At 72.2% G+C, this 18,635-nt stretch carries 17 protein-coding genes; 7 read left to right on the top strand and 10 right to left on the bottom strand.

What is annotated here, in order from left to right; all coding sequences use genetic code 11:
* Window positions 1–120 precede the first annotated feature (120 nt).
* The 3 genes from NOCA_RS02515 to NOCA_RS02505 all read right to left on the bottom strand — a co-directional run bounded on the left by NOCA_RS02515 (window position 121) and on the right by NOCA_RS02505 (window position 2,652).
* Window positions 121–1,302, bottom strand: a complete 1,182-nt coding sequence (locus tag NOCA_RS02515; protein WP_011753717.1) for a flavin reductase — start codon at window positions 1,300–1,302, stop codon at window positions 121–123.
* Between the two features lie 109 nt (window positions 1,303–1,411).
* Window positions 1,412–2,020, bottom strand: a complete 609-nt coding sequence (locus NOCA_RS02510; RefSeq protein ID WP_011753716.1) for a TetR/AcrR family transcriptional regulator — start codon at window positions 2,018–2,020, stop codon at window positions 1,412–1,414.
* Window positions 2,017–2,652, bottom strand: coding sequence for a TetR/AcrR family transcriptional regulator (locus NOCA_RS02505; protein ID WP_011753715.1), 636 nt, complete (start codon window positions 2,650–2,652; stop codon window positions 2,017–2,019). The genes NOCA_RS02510 and NOCA_RS02505 overlap by 4 nt, the downstream gene beginning before the upstream one ends.
* 232 nt (window positions 2,653–2,884) lie before the next feature.
* Between NOCA_RS02505 and NOCA_RS02500 the strand changes: the two genes are divergently transcribed.
* From NOCA_RS02500 to NOCA_RS25410, 5 genes are all read left to right on the top strand, one after another.
* Window positions 2,885–4,231 carry an ABC transporter substrate-binding protein gene (locus NOCA_RS02500; protein ID WP_011753714.1) on the top strand — a complete coding sequence of 449 codons (1,347 nt, stop codon included), beginning with the start codon at window positions 2,885–2,887 and terminating at the stop codon, window positions 4,229–4,231.
* A gap of 66 nt (window positions 4,232–4,297) precedes the next feature.
* Entirely contained in the window at window positions 4,298–5,227 is a 930-nt protein-coding gene (locus NOCA_RS02495; protein WP_011753713.1) for a branched-chain amino acid ABC transporter permease, read from the top strand.
* Between the two features lie 2 nt (window positions 5,228–5,229).
* A complete protein-coding gene (locus tag NOCA_RS02490; protein WP_011753712.1) occupies window positions 5,230–6,927 on the top strand; it encodes a branched-chain amino acid ABC transporter ATP-binding protein/permease in 1,698 nt (565 codons plus the stop codon).
* Entirely contained in the window at window positions 6,917–7,723 is an 807-nt protein-coding gene (locus NOCA_RS02485) for an ABC transporter ATP-binding protein (protein ID WP_197687617.1), read from the top strand. Before NOCA_RS02490 ends, NOCA_RS02485 begins: the two co-directional genes overlap by 11 nt.
* Window positions 7,724–7,871: 148 nt before the next feature.
* Window positions 7,872–8,399: a hypothetical protein gene (locus tag NOCA_RS25410; RefSeq protein ID WP_011753710.1), complete on the top strand. Its 528-nt coding sequence runs from the start codon at window positions 7,872–7,874 to the stop codon at window positions 8,397–8,399.
* On the opposite strand, the gene helR is transcribed toward NOCA_RS25410, so the two are convergent.
* The gene (helR, locus tag NOCA_RS02475; RefSeq protein WP_011753709.1) at window positions 8,386–10,539 is read right to left on the bottom strand and encodes an RNA polymerase recycling motor ATPase HelR; all 2,154 of its coding nucleotides are present in this window, start codon (window positions 10,537–10,539) and stop codon (window positions 8,386–8,388) included. The genes NOCA_RS25410 and helR overlap by 14 nt on opposite strands.
* 296 nt (window positions 10,540–10,835) lie before the next feature.
* Between helR and NOCA_RS02470 the strand changes: the two genes are divergently transcribed.
* Window positions 10,836–11,141, top strand: a complete 306-nt coding sequence (locus NOCA_RS02470) for a hypothetical protein (RefSeq protein ID WP_011753708.1) — start codon at window positions 10,836–10,838, stop codon at window positions 11,139–11,141.
* Between the two features lie 132 nt (window positions 11,142–11,273).
* Here the strand turns inward: NOCA_RS02470 and NOCA_RS02465 are convergent, their stop codons facing one another.
* The 6 genes from NOCA_RS02465 to NOCA_RS02440 are packed head-to-tail and all read right to left on the bottom strand — an operon-like array spanning window position 11,274 to window position 17,147.
* Entirely contained in the window at window positions 11,274–12,128 is an 855-nt protein-coding gene (locus tag NOCA_RS02465; RefSeq protein WP_011753707.1) for a fumarylacetoacetate hydrolase family protein, read from the bottom strand.
* A gap of 10 nt (window positions 12,129–12,138) precedes the next feature.
* Window positions 12,139–12,978: an alpha/beta fold hydrolase gene (locus NOCA_RS02460; RefSeq protein WP_011753706.1), complete on the bottom strand. Its 840-nt coding sequence runs from the start codon at window positions 12,976–12,978 to the stop codon at window positions 12,139–12,141.
* Window positions 12,975–14,150, bottom strand: coding sequence for an acyl-CoA dehydrogenase family protein (locus tag NOCA_RS02455; RefSeq protein WP_011753705.1), 1,176 nt, complete (start codon window positions 14,148–14,150; stop codon window positions 12,975–12,977). Before NOCA_RS02455 ends, NOCA_RS02460 begins: the two co-directional genes overlap by 4 nt.
* 35 nt (window positions 14,151–14,185) lie before the next feature.
* Window positions 14,186–15,061, bottom strand: a complete 876-nt coding sequence (locus tag NOCA_RS02450; protein WP_011753704.1) for an alpha/beta fold hydrolase — start codon at window positions 15,059–15,061, stop codon at window positions 14,186–14,188.
* Window positions 15,058–15,975: a VOC family protein gene (locus NOCA_RS02445; RefSeq protein ID WP_011753703.1), complete on the bottom strand. Its 918-nt coding sequence runs from the start codon at window positions 15,973–15,975 to the stop codon at window positions 15,058–15,060. The genes NOCA_RS02450 and NOCA_RS02445 overlap by 4 nt, the downstream gene beginning before the upstream one ends.
* Entirely contained in the window at window positions 15,972–17,147 is a 1,176-nt protein-coding gene (locus NOCA_RS02440; RefSeq protein ID WP_011753702.1) for an acyl-CoA dehydrogenase family protein, read from the bottom strand. Before NOCA_RS02440 ends, NOCA_RS02445 begins: the two co-directional genes overlap by 4 nt.
* A 186-nt stretch (window positions 17,148–17,333) precedes the next feature.
* Here NOCA_RS02440 and NOCA_RS02435 point away from each other — a divergent pair, with 186 nt between their 5' ends.
* Complete coding sequence (locus NOCA_RS02435; RefSeq protein ID WP_011753701.1) at window positions 17,334–18,521, top strand: MBL fold metallo-hydrolase; 1,188 nt, start codon at window positions 17,334–17,336, stop codon at window positions 18,519–18,521.
* The last annotated feature ends 114 nt before the right edge of the window (window positions 18,522–18,635 follow it).

Below are 18,635 nucleotides of genomic sequence, written 5' to 3'. Positions count from 1 at the left end.
GCGGTGACGGTTTCCCCGGTTAACCGGGGAAGTTGGAACTTCTGCCCCGAAGTTTCGGCCCAACGGTTCCGGTTTCCCCGGTTAACCGGGGAAACCCCCCGCGGCTGCCGGGGCGAGACGTCAGGCGATGGCGGCGTCGAGGGGGACCCGGCCGTCGATGGCGATCGTCGCGGCGCCGGTCGCGGCGAGCAGCTCCTCGACGTGGCGGTCGACCTCGGCGGCGTCGATGGCGCCGGGCGGCCCCCAGAGCGTGAGGGTGAACGCGACCCGGCCGTCGTTGGCGAACACCGGTGCGCTCAGCGAGCGGAGCTCGACCGGCCCGGCGCCGTACGACGCGGGGTTGTAGCCGGAGACGCTCTGCGCGATCGCCTCGCGCAGGGCGGCCTTGGAGACCTGGGCGTCGCCCTCGTGGAAGCGGGTGCTCAGCGTCTCGAGGCGGGCACCGTCGCCGTGGCCGAGTGCGATCGAGTAGCCGCGGCGACGCACCAGTCCGGGCACCGCGCGTACGGCGTCCCGGGTGTCGGGGTCGACCAGGTCCGAGAGGCCGCCCACCCACGCGGCGCGGACCGCGTCGTCGCCCCAACCGGCGAAGCAGCTGCCCAGCGGCGGCATGAACGGCAACCGCTGCCCCACCCGGGTCGGCGCGACGGCGAGCCGGGTGCGGCCGGCCGCGGCCGCCAGCACCAGCTCGTCGCGCACCAGCGCGATCGCGGTGACCTCGGTGTCGAAGCGGGCCGCGAGCCGGTCCATCTGCGGCCGGGCCAGGTCGACGAGGCGCAGGTGGTCGAGCAGGTCGCTGTCGCCCGAGGCCAGCGAGAGCGGGGTGAACGAGCCATAACCGCCGCGGAAGAACAGCAACGGCTGGTCGCCGCCGACCAGGTCGAGCTGGTGCACCCGACCGACGACGATGTGGTGGTCGCCGGCGTCGTGGACCTGCTCGGTCGTGCAGTCGAGGTACGCGACCGCGCCGTCGATCACCGGGTTGCCGGCCGGCGACGGCCGCCACGGGATGCCCGCGAACTTGTCGACCTTGCGGACCGCGATCGCGCGGCACACGTCCTCCTGGTCGGCGCCGAGGACGTTGACGCAGAACCGGTCGCCGGAGGCGCGCAGCGCGCGCCACGAGCTGGACCCCTGGTCGGGCAGGAACGCCACGAGCGGCGGGTCGAGCGAGACCGAGGTGAAGGAGCCGACCGTCATCCCGAGCGGGGCACCGGACTCGTCGAGCGCGGTCACCACCGCGACACCGGTGGGGTACTGGCCCAGCACCTGCCGGAAGTGGGCCGGGTTCGGGTCGCTCATCGGCTCGTCCTCTCTGTAACGATCACTACAGGGACGACTGTCGCACACGACTGCAGACTGTGCAAGGGCTCACCTCGGCGTCACGCGGGCCGACGCGGCGCGCGGCCGGTCAGGCCGCGGCGATCGCCGACTCGACGATCGTGACGAGGATGTCGACGTACTCGTGGGTGTCGGCGACGTCGTGGATCTGGTGGGCGAGGAACAGGCCGTCGGTGCCGGCGATGACCATCCGGGCCAGCCGGCGCGGCAGGTCCGGGGCGCGCCGCACCTTGCGGGTGCCGATCGCGGCGGCGAACCACCGGGTCAGCTCGTCCTCGATGGCGATCCGGATGTCCAGGAACAGTGTGCGCGCGGCCGGTTCGGTCTCCCGCCGCTCGAGGGTCAGCATCAGCCCGATCCGCAGGAAGTCCGGCGCGGCGGCCAGGCTGAGCGCCGACTTGTCGAGCACGGCCCGCAGCCCGTCGCCCACCGAGACGCCCTTGGGCAGCGGGTCCCAGGTGGGCTGATCGCCGATCCAGGTGTCGAAGCTGCTGCGCACGACCTCGGCGATCAGCTCGTCCTTGTCCTTGAAGAACCAGTAGACCGAGCTCACCGGCAGGCCGGAGCGCTTGACGACCTTCGAGATCGTGGTGCCCTCGTAGCCGGCCTCCGCCGCGATCTCCGCGGCCGCGGCGACGATCCGCTGCCGGGAGCCGTCCTGGCCCTCCGCCGCGGTCATCGCGCGACCCCCTCGACGTACGCCGCCATGCCCTCGGCCATCAGCTCGACCATCGCCCCGACGTCCCAGCGCGGGTCGGCCCGCCGCCCCACGAAGAACCCGTCCATCAGGGCGAGGTGGACGCGGGCGAGCCGGTCGGGCAGCTCGTCGTCGCGCTCGCGCAGCTCGGCGGGCAGCACCGACGCCCACCAGCGGGCGATCGCGGCGGCGGTCTCGAGCCGCACCTCGACGTACCGGCCGCGAGCGGCCGGCTCCTTGGCCCGCCGCTCGAGGGCGAGCATCAGGCCGAGCCGCCAGAACTCGGGGGACTCCAGCAGCGCGCGGCTCGCCGCGCGCAGCCGCCGGCGCACCTCCGCGCGCAGGTCCGGCACGCCCTCGTCGTCGACGCCCTCCCACGTGGGGGTCGCCTCGCGCCACTGGCGGTAGGAGTACTCGAGGGTCTCGGCGAGCAGCTCGTCCTTGTTCTTGAAGTGCCAGTAGACCGAGCTGGCCGGCAGGCCGGTCCGCTCGGTCACCAGCCCGACCGTGGTGCCCTCGTAGCCGCGCTCGGCTGCGATCTCCAGGGTGGTCGCGAGGATCCGGTGCCGCGACTCGTCACCCTGGCGATGGCGGCGCGTGGTCTTCCTCGGCATGGACCCACCCTCTCCCACCGGGCCCGTGCCCGGGGAACGCAATGACAACAAATGCTCCTACCCCTTGTGGCGAGGGCCACAACCGGGTTAGCGTGCGCCAACCCTATCTGTAGTGATCACTACAGGAAAGTCCATCTCTCCGTAGTGATCGATACGGGACACGGACGAGGGTCACCCGTTGTCGAGCACCCCGTTGTCGAGCACCGCACCGCGGTGAGATGGAGCAGAACTGATGTCGGTCCTTCCCAGCACCCGGCGCGGCCCCCGCGCCCGATCCACCAGCAGGTCCGTACGCCGGTCCGTCGCGCTCGGCGCGGCCCTCGCGCTGGCCCTGAGCCTGTCGGCCTGCGGCGAGGACAAGCCCGAGGTCAGCGCCGCCGAGACCCAGGCCCAGGCGGCCGACCTGGTCGACCTGCTCGCCATCCCCGAGGGCACCGACCTCGGCGGCGACCTCACCTGGAAGATGGGCGCGGCGCTCACCCTGTCCGGCCCCTCGGCGGCCAACGGCGAGTCGATGAAGAACGCGATCGACCTGGCCGTCGAGCAGGTCAAGGCCGCCGGCGGCCCGACCATCGAGGTCCTCACCAAGGACATCAAGGGTCCCGACCCGGTCGCCGCCAAGCAGGCCGCCGAGGAGCTCGCCGCCGCGGGCGTGCCCGCCAAGATCACCTCGATGGGTGACGGCCTCGGCGCGATGCTGGAGAACACCGCGAAGGACCAGATCCTCAGCCTCGACGGCGTCGGCGGCGCCCAGGTCTTCACCCAGGGCGTGGACTACTTCTTCGGCACCCGCGAGGTCGCCCCGTCCGACGCCGTCCCCGGCGCGCTCGAGTGGCTCAAGCAGAGCGACCCCGAGGCGACGACCGTCGGCCTGGTGGGCGTCGACCTGGGCCCGTTCAACGACCCGATCAAGGCCGACATCACCGCGAAGATCGACGCCTCCGGCCTGCAGTTCAACGGGTTGTGGGAGACCGTCGCCCCGACGTCGCAGGACTACGCGAGCGTGATCAGCAAGATCAAGGAGAACCAGCCCGACATGCTGCTCGTCGCCTTCGGTGGCGGAGCGCCGGGTGCGTTCGCCGCCCAGGCCAAGGCCGCCGGGCTCGACTCACTGCTGATGGGCATCGAGTTCACCGAGGAGGCGGTCAAGGCCTCCAAGGGCGTGCTGGACTCCGACGGCTTCCACTTCGCCATGGACTACTTCGACGCCGAGAACCCGGCCAACCCGCTCGCCGAGCTGTTCGTCGACTCCTACGAGAAGGCGTACGGCGTGAAGCCGGACTTCTACGCGGCCAACGCCTACGAGGAGGTCCTGATGTTCTGGGACCTGGTGCGCCGCGTGGTCGCCGACGGCGGTGACCCGAACGACAGCGCCGCGCTCAAGGCCGCGCTCGAGGCCGACCCGACCTTCGCGTCCGTCTACGGAGCCGGCGAGGGCGACGGCCCGGGAACCCTCGCGATCGACCTGAAGACGCACGGCGTCGCCAGCCGGCCGATGGGTGTCTACGAGTACCAGGACGGTGCGGTCTCCACGCTCGCGACCTTCGACGTCAACGCCGCCGGCTTCGCCCTGAACTGAGCGGCCCCGGGGGCGCGCCGGCCGCGGCGCGCCCCCTTCCCGTCGTACCGACCACCGAGGAACCCGATGGACAGCCTGATCAGCGCCGACTTCTGGCAGCTCACCGCGAACGGCCTGGTCCGCGGGTCGTTCTACGCGGCCCTCGGCGCCGGGCTGGCGCTGGTGCTGGGCGTGACGGCGCGCTTCCACTTCGCCTACACGCTCACCTACACGTTCGCTCCGTACGCCGCGTTCCTGGCGATGGACCGCCAGGGCGTGTCGTTCTGGCCGGCGGCGCTGCTCGGACTCGCCGCCGCCGTGGTGCTCAGCGTGCTGATCGAGCTGCTGGTCTACCAGCCGGTCGCCCGGCGTGCCGGGGACCGCGCGATGCTCGCCGTCCTGGTCACCTCGATCGGCGTCAGCGCCGCCGGCATCGCCGCCCTGCAGCTGGTCGCCGGCACCAGCAGCGTGCCGTTCTACGGCCCCGCGATGACGATCTCGGAGTACGGCCCGGTGCGGGTCTCGAGCTTCGAGCTCTACCAGGTCCTCACCTGCGTCGGCCTGGTCGTCGCGCTCGCGGCGTTCCTCGCGCTCACCCCGCTCGGCCGCTCGATCCGCGCGGTCCGGAGCAACCCGGGGCTCGCCGGCCTCCTCGGCATCGGCGTCACCCGGGTGAACCTCACCGTCTTCGCGATCGCCGGGCTGTTCTCCGGCGCCGGCGCGCTCTGGTACGGCCTGCTGTACACCGTCGAGCCGGTGATGGGCGACAAGGTCGTGATCTACGGCTTCGTGGTCGCCTTCCTCGCCGGCACCCGCACCAGCCCGCTGCGCGCGCTCCCCGTGGGACTCGGCCTCGGGCTGCTCGAGCAGTGGTCGTCGATGTGGGTCTCGGTGCAGTGGACCCAGACGGCGGTGTTCACCGTGCTCGTCGTCTACCTGGTGGCCCTGTCCGGTCGCGGCCGTTGGGGTCGGCTGCTGTCCCCCCGGCCCCGCGCCCGGCTCGAGAAGGCGGTCTGACCATGTGGCTCAACTACCTCGTCCAGGCCGTGCTCCTGGCCTCGCTCGCCCTGTCGGTGAACCTGCTCGTGGGCTACGCCGGCCAGGTGTCGGTCGCGCACGCCGCGTTCGCCGGCGTCGGTGGCTACACGATCGCCTACCTGACGACCGCCCGGGACTGGCCGTTCGTCACCGCCCTGGTCGCCGCGACCCTGATCGCCGCCGCCGTCGGCGTCGTCATCGGGCTGATCGCCCTCGGCCTGGCCGAGGAGTTCCTCATCCTGATGACGCTGGCCTTCTCGCTGGCGGTGATCGGCATCTTCGCCACCTTCGACGCTCTCGGGGGCGTCATGGGGATCACCAACGTCACCGGGCTCTCGATCCTCGGCCACGAGATGACCGGCCCGCGGGACTGGCTGGTGCCCGCGCTCGGCACGCTCGTGGTCACCTTCGCCGTCTGCTGGCGGATCGGCGAGTCGCCGTACGGCCGGGTGCTCAAGGGCATCCGGGAGGACTCCGACGCGACCCGGTCGCTCGGCAAGAACACCTTCGCCTACAAGGTCGGCATCTTCGCGATCACCGCGGGCATGGCCGGCTGGGTGGGCGGCCTGTACTCCGGGTGGCTCGGCCTCGCGACCCCCTCGGCGTTCGGCTTCCCGCTGGCCATGTCGGTCTTCGCGATGGTGATCGTCGGCGGCAGCGCCAACCTGTTCGGGTCGGTGCTCGCCGCGGGCGTGCTCACCCTCATCGAGCCGACGCTGCGCGAGGCCCTGGCGATGCAGAGCTCCCAGGCCGCGCTCGTGCAGATCGTGCTGTACGGCGCCCTCCTCGTCGTGATGATGATCCTGCGGCCGCAGGGCCTGCTGGCCGAGCGGTTCCGGCACGTCACGCCACCAGCGAGCGGCCCGGTCGAGCTGGTGGCGGAGCGCGGCGCGCCGGTGGTGCGGCGCCTGGACGCGCACCCGGTCGTGCTGCGCGCCGAGGGCCTCGAGAAGCGCTTCGGCGGCATCGTGGCCGCCCGGAACCTCAGCCTGGAGCTGCGCCGCGGGACCATCACCGCACTGGTCGGCCCCAACGGCGCCGGCAAGACCACGGCCTTCAACCTGCTGACCGGGGCGATCGCCCCCGACCGGGGCAGCGTGCTGCTCGACGGCCAGGAACTGGTGGGCCGGCGACCCGACGAGATCGTGCGGGCCGGGCTGGTGCGCACCTACCAGGACGTCCGGCTGCTGGGCCGGCTCACCTGCCTGGAGAACGTGATGCTCGGGGTGCCCGACCAGCACGGCGAGCACCTGGGCCGGCTGTTCGTGCCCGGCCGCGCGGTCTCCCGCGCCGACCGTGCCGTCGCCGAGCGGGCCCTGGAGTGGCTGGGGTTCGTGGGGATGGCCGAGCAGGCCGGCGTGCCGACCGAGGCGCTGTCCTACGGCCAGACCAAGCTGGTCTCGCTGGCCCGGGCGCTCGCGACCGAGGCGCCGGTGCTGCTGCTCGACGAACCGGCGTCCGGGGTCGACTCGGCCTGGGTCGAGACGATGCTCCGGATGATCGACGCCGTGCGCGCCGAGGGCCGCACGGTCTGCCTGGTGGAGCACAACCTGGACGTGGTGCGCGAGCTCGCCGACCACACCTACTTCATGGAGCTCGGTGAGATCACCGCGTCCGGGACCATCGCCGAGCTGACCAGCTCGGCCCGACTCACGGAGGCGTACTTCGGTGCCCAATGACGTGACCAATGACGTGACCAGCGACGTGACCAGCGACGTGACCAGCGACGTGACCGATCACCAGGCCGGCGACGTGCGGACGATCGCCGAGCCGCCGCTGCTGCGGGTGCGCGACCTGGCGGCGGCGTACGGCCCCAAGCAGGTGCTGTACGGCGTCGACCTGGAGGTCCGTGCCGGCGAGATCGTGGCGCTGATGGGCCACAACGGCGCGGGCAAGACCACGACCATCCGCACCGTGCTCGGCGCGCTGCGGGCCCGCTCGGGCGAGGTCTCGGTCGCCGGGGAGGACTTGACCGGGCAGCCGGTCCGCCGTCTGGTCCGCGCCGGTGTCGCGCTGGTCCCCTCGGAGCGCTTCGTGTTCCCCGACCTCTCGATCCGCGACAACCTGCTGCTCGGTGCGGCCAACGCACCCCGGGACGCCGACTCCGCCGCGCGGCTGCGCGAGGTCGAGGAGGCGTTCCCGCTCCTGTCCGAGCGCAGCTCGCAGCTGGCCGGCCAGCTCTCCGGCGGCCAGCAGCGGATGGTCAGCCTCGGCATCGCGCTGATGGCCCAGCCCCGGCTGCTGCTGCTCGACGAGCCCTCGCTCGGCCTCGCGCCGTCGATCGTGGAGGCGATCTTCGGCCGGCTGCGCGCGCTGGCCACGTCGTCGGGACTCGGCATCCTGCTGCTGGAGCAGAACGTCAAGCAGGCGCTGCAGATCGCGGACCGCGCCTACGTGATGCGCTCGGGCCGGGTGATCCTCGAGGAGCCCGCCGCCCAGATGCGGCGGCGTCCGGACTTCTGGGACCTGTTCTGATCCCTCGGCGCCGATCCGGGTCGTGTGCCTGAGGACGCGCCATGGCGCGTGCTGGGGCACACGACCCGCGCCGCCCACGCAAGAGTCCCGTGTCCTTCGCCTCTGCCGGGCCGCGGCGTGCGCTGCCACGCTGACGGCGGAGGCTGCCATGGAGAAGATCATGTGGCTGGTGCTGGGTGGGACCACCTTCGCCGCCGCCCTGCGCGCCCGCACGAGCCGGCGAGCGCGGTACGTGGCCCGGGGCGCCCTGGGCCTGCTCTTCCTCGCGTTCGGCGTGAACGCGATCTACCTGGCGCTGGACAACGGCTACTACGACGACTTCGCCGACCCGTCCCCCTTCGGGTTCGTGCGCGACACGTGGGAGTCGGTGGTGCTGCCCCACCAGGGCGTGTTCATCGGCCTGCTGATCGGGTTCGAGGCGGCCGCGGGGGTGCTGGTCCTGTCCGGCGGCCGGTGGACGCAGGCCGGCCTGATCGGTCTCATCGGGTTCCACGTCGGCCAGCTCGCGTTCGGCGGGATGCTCTGGGCGTGGGCGGCCGTGATGCTGGTGGCCCTCGTGCTGCTGCTGCGCGCCGAGCGGCACCCGCCCGAGCCGTCGGCGGCCGGACCCGACCGACCCCGGCACCGACACCGGGACCGCGGCGTACCGACGGCCGGCGGCCTCACCGGCTCGTGAGCAGCACCAGCCGCTGGGTCGCCCGGGTCATCGCGACGTAGCGGTCGACCGCGCCCTCGACGCCGTCGCCGAAGCGGCCCGGGTCGACCAGGACGACGAGGTCGAACTCCAGGCCCTTCACCAGCTCCGGGGCCAGCGAGCGGACCCGGGGCCGGGGCGCGAGCGGGTGGTCGCCGACGATGCACACGGTCCCCTCGGCGTGCTCGGCCAGCCAGTCGTCCACGATCACCTCCAGGTCCGCCACGGACCCGTGGTGGACCGGGATCCCGGACCTGCGCACCGACGTCGGCACGTTGGCGTCAGGGAGCGCCGCCCGGATCACCGGCTCGGCCTCGGCCATCACCTCCGCGGGGGTCCGGTAGTTGAGGTTCAGCGCCGCGACCTCGACCCGGTCGAGGCCGATCCGCTGGAGCCGCTCCTGCCAGCTCTCGGCGAACCCGTGCCGGGCCTGGGCCCGGTCACCGACCACGGTGAGGCTGCGCGAGGGGCAGCGCAGCAGGAGCATCTGCCACTCGGCATCGGTCAGCTCCTGCGCCTCGTCCACGACGACGTGCGCGAACGGACCGGCCAGCTGGTCCGGGTCCGCAGCCGGGACGACGTCCTCGTCGACCAGCGCGCCCTGCAGGTCCTCGACGCGCAGCATGGACATCACCTGCATCTCGGAGTCGTCGGTGGCGATCAGGTGGTCGACCACGTGCGACATCTCCTCCGCCTGCGCCTGGAGCGCCGCCTCCCGCCGGCGTCGGCGCCGGGACGCCCCGGGATCGCCGAGCTGCTGCCGGGCCGCGTCGAGCAGGGGCAGGTCGGAGACCGTCCATGCCTGGGCGTCCGCGCGCTGCAGCAGCCGCACCTCGTCCGGCTCGAGCCAGGGTGCGCAGCGGCGGAGGTACGCCGGCACCGACCACAGGTCACCGACCAGGTCGTACGGGTCGATCACGGTCCACGCCCGGTCGAAGGCGCTGACCAGCCCCTCGTGGTGCGCCAGGGAACGGCGGAGCCGGTCGACCGGCACGTCGTCGGGGTCGGCCTTGTCGAGGAGGATCGCGACCAGCGCCAGCCACACGTCGTCGCGGGCCTCGTTGTGCGGGAGCGCCGGGTCCGCCGCACCGAACGCCTCGGCCCAGTCCTCGACGCTCACCCACAGGTCGGCGTACGGCGTCTCGACCGCCATGCCCTCGGTCGGCAGCTCCTCGTAGAGCCGGACGGCGGGCTCGATCGCCGCCACCATCCGGGCCGACGCCTTCAGCCGGGCGACCGCCGGGTCGGCCTCGGGCGGCGCGGTGGCGCCCTCGGGCACGAGGTCGCCCACGGTCGCGGTCTGTACCCCTTCCTCCCCGAGGCTGGGCAGCACGTCGGAGACGTAGGCGAGGTAGGGCTGGTGCGGCCCGACGAAGAGCACGCCGCCGCGGCGGTGGCCCAGGCGCGGGTCGGCGTACAGGAGGTAGGCGGTGCGGTGCAGCGCGACGACGGTCTTCCCCGTGCCCGGTCCACCGTCGACGACCAGCGCTCCGCGCGAGCTCGCGCGGATGATCGCGTCCTGGTCGGCCTGGATGGTTCCGAGCACGTCGCGCATCCGCGGCGAGCGGGTCGCGCCGAGGCTGGCGATGAACGCCGACTGGTCGTCCAGCGCCGCCGCGTGGCCGTCGAGGCCGTCCGCGGTGAAGACCTCGTCCCAGTAGTCGGTGACCCGGCCGCGGGTCCAGCGGTACCGGCGCCGGCTCGCCAGGCCCATCGGGTTGGCGTGGGTGGCGCCGAAGAACGGCTCGGCCGCCGGCGAGCGCCAGTCCAGCAGGAGCCGGCGTCCCGCCGTGTCGGTGAGGCCGAGCCGGCCGACGTACGCCGGCTCGCCGTCGTCAGCGCCGACGACGTGCCCGAGGCAGAGGTCGAGGCCGTAGCGGCGCAGGGCGCGGAGCCGGGCGGTCAGCCGGTGGACCTCCTGGTCGCGCTCCAACGCCTCCTGGCCGTTGCCGCCCGGTGCCCGGCGGGCCGCGTCGAGCCGGTCCGTCAGCTCGGCGATGGTGACCTTCAAGCTCTCCGCGATCGCCGCGAAGTGCCGTTCGTCGCGGCCGATCAGTCCCGGGTCGGCCTTGGCGGCGAGGTGCGCCGGAAGGTCGAACGCGCTGGTGGTCGTTGGCTCCATGCCTCGTGCTCCCCCGTCGGCTGCTCGGCTACGGCGGGAGATTCTGCGCCCGGTCGGGGGCCTTGCCGCAAGCCCCTCGGTGCGTTATACGTTGATGGTGGAAGGGAGCGGCGCTCCCTTCCTTCGTCGTCTGTGGCCCAGTCTTCTGTGGCCCAGTCTTCTGTGGCCCGGTCGCGTGGGGTCTGGTCGTCTGCGGCCCGGCCGCGCCGTTCGCCCCGGCTCGCCGGTGACGAACGCCTCTACCCGCGTACGACGGCGCGCGTCACGATGGGATCGGGACAGACGAGGGACCCGCCATGGACACGCGATCAGCCGACCTGGACACGGTCTCCACGCGCGCCGGGACCGCGACCCTCGGCCTCGGCCTGCTCTTCCTCGCCGCCACGATCTTCATCTTCGTGCTGAGCCTCAGCGACCTCGTCGACCCGCCCACCTGGGTGCGGGTCCTCGGCCTGGTCTGGCTGCCGCTCGGGTTCTTCGGCGCGCCGCTGACCTACGCGGTCGCCCGCGCCGGGCCCGGGCGCAACCGCGGGCGTCTCGGCCTCGCGCTGATGCTCGTCCCCCTGGCCGCATTCGTAGCGCTGCTGTTCGTTGCCGGCTGATTCTGGCGTGAGTCGGTGGTCGGCGCCCTGCCTTGGCTGCCGGGGTCTCGACGACGCTCGCTGCGCTCGCTGCTCGACCGACGGCAGGCACTGGTGTTCGAGCTGGTCGAGATCCTCGCGCCCGCGCAGCGCTCAGCGGAAGGTGTGCACCATCTCGCCGATCCCCTCGACCCAGGTGCGCAGCGTCTCGCCGGGGCGGAGGAAGCGCTGCGGGGAGCGGCCGAGCCCGACGCCGTCGGGGGTGCCGGTGAAGACCACGTCGCCGGGCAGCAGGGTGAGCACCTGCGACAGGGCGGCGATGCTGCGCGGGATCGAGAAGATCAGCTTGCTGGTGCGCCCGTCCTGGACGGTCTCGCCGTCGATCGCACAGCCCAGCGCCAGGTCGTCGGGATCGGCGAGCTCCTCGGGGGTGACCAGCCACGGCCCCATCGGGCTGAAGCCGGGGAACGACTTGGCCAGGCCGAACTGAGGAGCCGGACCGGCCATCTGGGAGATCCGCTCCGAGAGGTCCTGGCCGACGGTGAGGCCGGCGACGTGGCCCCAGGCCTCGTCGGGCGAGATGCGGTGCGCCGTGCGGCCGATGACCGCGACGACCTCCACCTCCCAGTCGGTGTGGCCGCCGGGCGGCAGGTCGACGAGGCCGCGCGGCCCGGTGATGCTGCTGGCGAACTTCGCGAACACCGGCGGCAGCTGGGTCGGCACCTGGTAGCCGGTCTCGTGGGCGTGCTCCTCGTAGTTGAGCCCGATCGCGATCGCCTGCGTGGGCCGCGGCGACGGCGCGCCCAGCAGGTCGGGGTCGATGACGACGTCGGCCACCAGGTCGCCGACGTCGCCGAGCGTGGACACCCACGCCACGACCTCGTCCCAGCGCGGGTAGAGGTCGGCGATCGAGGGGCCGAGCTCGCCGTGGCTGGCGCGCTCGATGTCGACGCCCTTGTCCTCGCCCAGCACGAGTACGGCGCGTCCGTCGTGGTTGGCGATCCGCATCCCGCGACTCCTAGATCACGCCGTCGACGAGACCGGTCAACAGCGTCTCGAACGTCGTCGGGTGCTCGATCTGGGTCCAGTGCCCGCACCGGCCGATCACGTAGAGGTTCGCGTTCGGCAGGTGGTCGGCGAACCACCGGCTCGCCTGGGTCGGGATGATCCGGTCGTCGCGGCCGTGCACGACGAGGACGTCGTGCTCGATGCCGGCCAGCTCCTCGGGGGTGAAGAAACGCCGCGGCCCGTCGGGGTCGAAGCTGGCGGCGTGCGAGCGGCGCACGTCGGCGCGCTCGACGTACGCCATCCGCTCCTTGACCACCCGGTCGATCACCGGACGCATCGGCTCGAGGTCGAAGACGAACTGCTCGAGCAGCCGCTCGAGACTCTCCGCCGAAGGCGCGTCGTAGAACGTGCGCAGGTGGGCCAGGCCCGGGGAGACGGGCAGGTCCGGGGCGCCGCCGCTGCCCATCAGCAGGATCTTGCCGACCCGGTCGGGCTGGGCGAGCACCATGAGCAGCGCGAGCTGGCCGCCCATCGAGTTGCCGACCAGGTGCACCTTCTCCAGGCCGAGCACGTCGAGCAGGCCCAGCAGCGCCTGGGCGCGCAGCTCGTTGAAGGGACCCATCCCACGCGGCGGGTCGACCGGGTGCGCGGAGTCGCCGAACCCGATCATGTCGGGTGCCAGGCAGTGGAACCGGTCGCCGAGGTCCTCGATGATCCGTTCCCAGTTCGACAGGCCGGTGGCGCCGGGGCCCGAGCCGTGCAGGAACAGCACGGCCTCGGCCCCGGTCTCGCCGGTCTCGTAGAGCCGGAAGGACAGGTCGCCGACCTCGACGTCGCGGGTGCGGATCACAGGTGCACCTCGACCAGGTTCTCGGCACCGAGGTGCCGGCCCGCCCAGGCCCGCGCCAGCGGGTCGGCGTAGAGGAACGCGTGGCTGCTCGCGGAGACGACGTCCTGGTACTTCGCCTGCAGCGGGTGGTCGAGGAACGCCGAGCGTCCGCTGGCTACCCGCATGAGCTCCTGGGCGGCGTCGGTCGCGGCGTTGGCGGCCTTGGCGACGTCCCAGCGGTAGTAGGCGCGCTGCTCCTTGGTCGGCACCTCGCGGGCCTCGGCGTGCGCCATCAGCTCGACGGCGGCCCGGCGCACCTTGAGCCGGGCGGCGTCGAGCAGCCACTCCGCGTTGGCGAGGTGCTTCTGCACCACGCCCTCCTCGCGCAGCATCTGGCCGTAGTTGGTACGACGCGTCCGGGTCTCGGCGATCCACGCGTCCACGAAGCCCTGCACGGCACCGACCGTCCCGGCGGCGATGATCAGGTTGAACAGCCCCGCCCAGGGCACCCGGTACAGCGGCCCGTCGTTGAGCTCCTGCCCGGGCAGCGGCGTGCCGAGCCCGTGCGTGTAGAAGAGGTGCGACTGCCCGCGCCGCTCGGGCACGACCACGCCGTCGACCACCACGTCGTTGCTGCCGGTGCCGCGCAGCCCGGCGACGTCCCAGGTCCGCTCGACGGTGAAGTCCGCCCGGTCCAGGATCACCGCGGTGAAGTCCGGATGTTCGACACCGTCGATCTCGCGGGTGCCGGCGATGCCGCCGAGGATCACGCCCTCGCACCAGTCGATGCCCGAGGAGAACGACCAGCGTCCGGAGACCCGGTAGCCGCCCGCGATCTTCTCGATCGAGCCCGTCGGCGTGTACGACGACGCGATCGCCCGGTCCGGGGTGGCCCCCCAGATCTCGGTCTGCGTCTCGTCGGGGAACAGCGCGATCTGCCAGGGGTGCACGCCGACGACCGAGGCGACCCAGCCGGCCGAGGCGGAGTGCCGGCCGATCTCGATGATGGCGTCGACGTACTCGACCAGGTCGGTCTCCCCGCCGCCCCAGCGGGCCGGCTGGAGCGCACGCATCACGCCGATGGACTGCAGGGCCGCCCAGGCCTCCTCGGTGAGGCGACCGCGGGCACCGCTCTCGGCGTCGCTGGCGGCGAGGACGGGCGCGGCGGCGCGCGCCTTCTCGGCAAGGGTCATGACGAAGCTCCCGTTCGGGGTCAGGTGGGGGACGGTCAGAGCCGGCCGTCGGCGAAGTCACGCAGGATCGTGCGGAACCGGTCGGGCTGCTCGACCTGGGTCCAGTGCCCGCAGTTGTTCATCACGTACAGGTCGGCCTGCGGCAGGTGCTCGGCGAGGTAGAGGCTGCACTCGATCGGCACGATCACGTCTTGGCGGCCATGCACGACCAGGGTCGGTACGTCGAGCCTCGCGAGCTCGGCCGGGGAGAAGCTGAGCATCTCCCCCTCGCCGAACATGGCGCGGTGCGCGGTCTCGATCTCGGGCCGGGTGACCAGGGCCATCCGGCCGGCGGCGAAGTCCTCGATCCGATCGCCGAAGGCGGTCTTGTCGTGCACGAACTCGGTGAGCAGCGCGGTCATCGCCTCGAGCGACGGGTCGTCGAAGAACGTGACCAGCTTGATCAGCTGGGGTGTCGGAGCGAGCCCGGGCATGCCGCCCGAGCCCATCAGCACCATCTTCTCGACGAGGTCGGGGCGCAGCTGGCACAGCCGCAGCGAGTACATGCCGCCCATCGAGTTGCCGACCACGGTCACCCGCGAGACACCGAGGGCGTCGAGCATCTGGAGCAGCGCGTCGATGCGGACCTCGGCGTTCGCCTTGAAGCCCTGCGGTTGCGGGTCGGCGTGGCTGGACTCGCCGAACCCGAGGATGTCCGGCGCGATGCAGTGGAACCGGTCTCCGAGGCCGGCCATCACGTTCTCCCAGTTCGCCCGGGCGGTCACGCCCGGGCCGGAGCCGTGCAGGAAGAGCAGGGCCGGCATCCCGGGCTCGCCGGCCTCCAGCACCCGCAGGTGCCGGCCGCCGGCGATCGCGACGTCGGACTCGCGGATCCCGGAGCGCTCCACCGGTGCCGGGGCGACTGCGGTCACGCCGGGGCCTCCGCGTCGAGCATCTGGAAGATTCCGGGAGGGCCGTCGAGGTAGGCCTGCGAGCGGTGGTGGCCCCAGATGCTCGGCACGTCGTGGGTACCGGCGACCCAGGTGAGGTCGTCGACGGCGATGCCGCCGAAGCCGTACTCGATCTGCATGCTCGACGGGGTCTGCACGTAGATCGAGGTCATCAGGTCGTTGGTGTGCCGGCCGAGGGAGAGCAGGATCTCGCGCTCCTGGTCCGCGGTGAACAGGTCGATCGCGGAGCCGAGGTCGTCCATGTTCTCGACCTCGAGCATCAGGTGGTTGATGCCGGTCATGCCCGGGATCTCGGCGACGGCGAGCGAGTGGTGCCGGCCGTTGCAGTGGTAGAAGCGCAGGTTGAAGATGTCGCTGACCACGCGGTCGGAGAGCCGGAAGCCCAGCGTCTCGGCGTAGAACGCGTCCGCGGCCTGGAGGTCGGGGACGATCATCACGATGTGGCCCAGACCGAGGTCGCCGGTGACGAAGCCGTTCATCTTCCGGGCGGGCCAGAACGAGTTCGGCATGGAGAACTGGCCCCAGACCAGCTCGTGCCGGTTCCCCCACGGGTCCTGGATCCAGTAGAGCTCCGCCACCTGGCGCTCCTTGAGCTCCTCGGGCGTGCCCTCGTGCACCTCGAGGCCCTTGCCGCGCAGCTCGGCGACGTAGCTGCGCAGCTCGGTCTCGTTGTGGCAGGCCCAGCCGGCGTACCGGAACTCGTCCTGCTCCGCGGGGTGGACCGCGATCCGGTAGCCCTTGTCGTCGACCCGCAGGCGCACCGCGCCGTCCGGGCCGTCCGCGGCGAGCTGGGTGCCGAGCAGGCGGGTGCCGTAGTCGCGCCACTGCTGGTAGTTCGGGGAGGCGATCCCCAGGTAGGCGAGTTGAGTGATCACAGCATGACCTCCGGAGCGGACGAGTCGAGAAGGGAGGCGCCGTAGTACTGGCCGACGCCGTCGGAGACCAGGAACGCGTGGCCGAGCTCGGCCGTGACGTCCTGGTAGAGGCGGTGCAGGGGGTGACTGGTGAAGACGGTGCGACCGCTGGCGACGCGCATCAGGTCGTTGATGGCGAACCCGACCTGCTGGCAGCCGCGGGTGATGTTCCAGCGCATCCGGGCCCGCTCGCGCTTGTCGAGGCGTACGCCGGCCTCCGCAGCCTCGGTGATCGTGTCGATGGCGTCGTACATCTTCTTGACCGCGGCGTCGTGGACCCACTCCGCCTCGGCCAGGTGCATCTGCATCAGCGCGTCGTCCTTGACCATGCCGCCCCAGTTGGCGCGCCGGGTGGTGGTCTCGGCGGTCCAGTCGTCGAGGAAGCGGCGGCCGAGTCCGAGCATCGGTGCGACCAGCACCAGGTTGAACATGACCGCCCACGGCACCTGGTAGAGCGGGTTCGGGTTGGTCGCGATCCCCGGCGCGGGCCGGTCGGCGTTGTACTCGTAGAGCGGGCTGGAGAGGAACCGGCGGGCCGGCAGGAACGCGTCGTCGACCACGATGTCCTTGCTGCCGGTCCCGCGGCTGCCGGCGACGTGCCAGGTGTCCTCGATGACGTACTGGTCGCGCAGCAGCAGCGCCGAGCCGAAGTTGGGGACCTCGACGCCCGGCGCGACCTCGATGGTGCCGGCGAAGCCGCCCAGGATCACGCCCTGGCAGTGGTCGCTGCCGGAGGAGAACGACCAGCGGCCGCTGACCCGGTAGCCGCCGTCGACCGGCACGATCTTGCCGGTCGGCGCGTAGGAGGAGGACGGCAGGAACGTCGGGTCCTCGCCCCACACCTCCTGCTGGGTCTCCTCGTCGTAGAGCGCCACCTGCCAGGGGTGCGAGCCGACGACGCCGGAGACCCAGCCCGCGGACGGGGCGATCCGGCCGAGCTCGTAGACCCCGGTCAGGTGCTCGCGCAGCGACAGCTCGCCGCCACCCCAGCGCCGGGGCTGGAGGCCGCGGAGCAGGCCGCTCTCCAGCATCTGCTTCCAGGTCTGGTCGGGGAGGCGGCGCAGCTCGGCGGCCTCCTCCTCGCCGGCCCGGAACTCGGGCTCGAGCCGACGGATCTCGTCGAGGACTGTCATGCGTGGCTGCCTCTCCCTCAGGAACGTTCGAAGTGACCGAGGTCTCTGTAACGATCACTACAGGTACGGCACCGTAACCCTGGAGTGACCGTTCTGGCAAGGGGTTGCGCCGGTCACATTTCGTGCGGCAGTGTCGCAGCTCACGCTGTAGTGATCACTACGGAAACTCGAGAAGGGACAGACCTCATGTGCGCGACTCCAGACCGTCCGATCAGCCGCCGCGGCCTCCTGCACACGGGCGGCCTCGCCACCGCCGCGATCGCCGCCAGCAGCGCGCTCCCACCCACGCGCGCCGAGGCCGCGACCGTACGTCGCAGCACCCGGGCCACCCGCGACTACCGGACCAAGGTCGTCCTGCTGGGGACCTCCGGGGGGCCGATCTGGTGGCGCGGCTCGACGCGACGCGGCACGTCGTCCGCGGTGGTCGTCGGCGATGCGCAGTACATCGTGGACCTCGGCGCCGGGGCGCTCGGCTCGGTGCGGGACGCGGGACTGCTCGGCAGTGCCGACGGCAAGAACGACCTGCACGCGCTGCGCGGCGTGTTCTTGACCCACCTGCACTCCGACCACGTCAGCGACTACCCGACGCTGGTGATCGAGGGGTGGATCGGAGGCGGCCTCGGCGACGCCGAGCGGGCCCTCCAGGTCTACGGCCCGGGGCGGCGCGACGCGCTGCCGCACACCTTCCCGGCGGGCCGACCGGAGCCGAGCCCGGTCATCCCCGACAACCCGGGCCCGGGCACGGTCGAGATGACCGAGTCGCTTTTCGCCGCCTTCGCCACCGACATCAACGACCGGGTCTTCGACTCGGCATCCCCCGACATCCGTAGCCGCATCCAGCCGCACGACATCGCGCTGCCCGCGGACGTGGCCGCGCCGGAGGCCGGGGCGGTCCCGCGCATGTCGCCGTTCTCGGTCTACGAGGACGATCGGGTGCGGGTCACCGCGACGCTCGTGGATCACGGCCAGATGCTGCCGTCGTTCGGCTACCGGTTCGACACCGAGGACGGGTCGGTCGTGATCTCGGGCGACACGACGGTGTCGGAGAACCTGGTCGAGCTCGCCGCGGACTGCGACGTCCTGGTCCACGAGGTGATCGACCAGGCCTGGGTCGAGGAGAGCATCTCCGCCCTCCCCGCGCCCGACGAGGTCAAGGCTGCCTACAAGAACCACATGCTGGGTGCCCACACCACGATCCCGCAGGTGGCCCGAGTGGCGACCGAGGCCGGCGCCCGCACGCTCGTGCTGCACCACTTCGTGCCGGGCCACCTCCCCGAGCGCCGCTGGCGCCGCGTCTCCCGGAACTTCGCCGGAGAGCTCGTCGTCGGGCAGGACCTGCAGCGGATCGGCGTCGGCCGGCGCCGTCGCGGATGAGCGCCCCGCAGCCCCGGACCCCTTGATTCTCCGGGGGTTCGGGGTTGCGGAGATCGCGCCGGGGTGCAACCCTGCTCTCTGTAACGATCACTACATGGAAGCCACCGGATCGGA

The organism is Nocardioides sp. JS614, assembly GCF_000015265.1.
In the GTDB taxonomy this organism is placed as follows: Bacteria; Actinomycetota; Actinomycetes; order Propionibacteriales; family Nocardioidaceae; genus Nocardioides.
The sequence above is the reverse complement of the archived record's forward strand: the minus strand, read 5'-3'. Positions and strand labels throughout refer to the sequence as shown.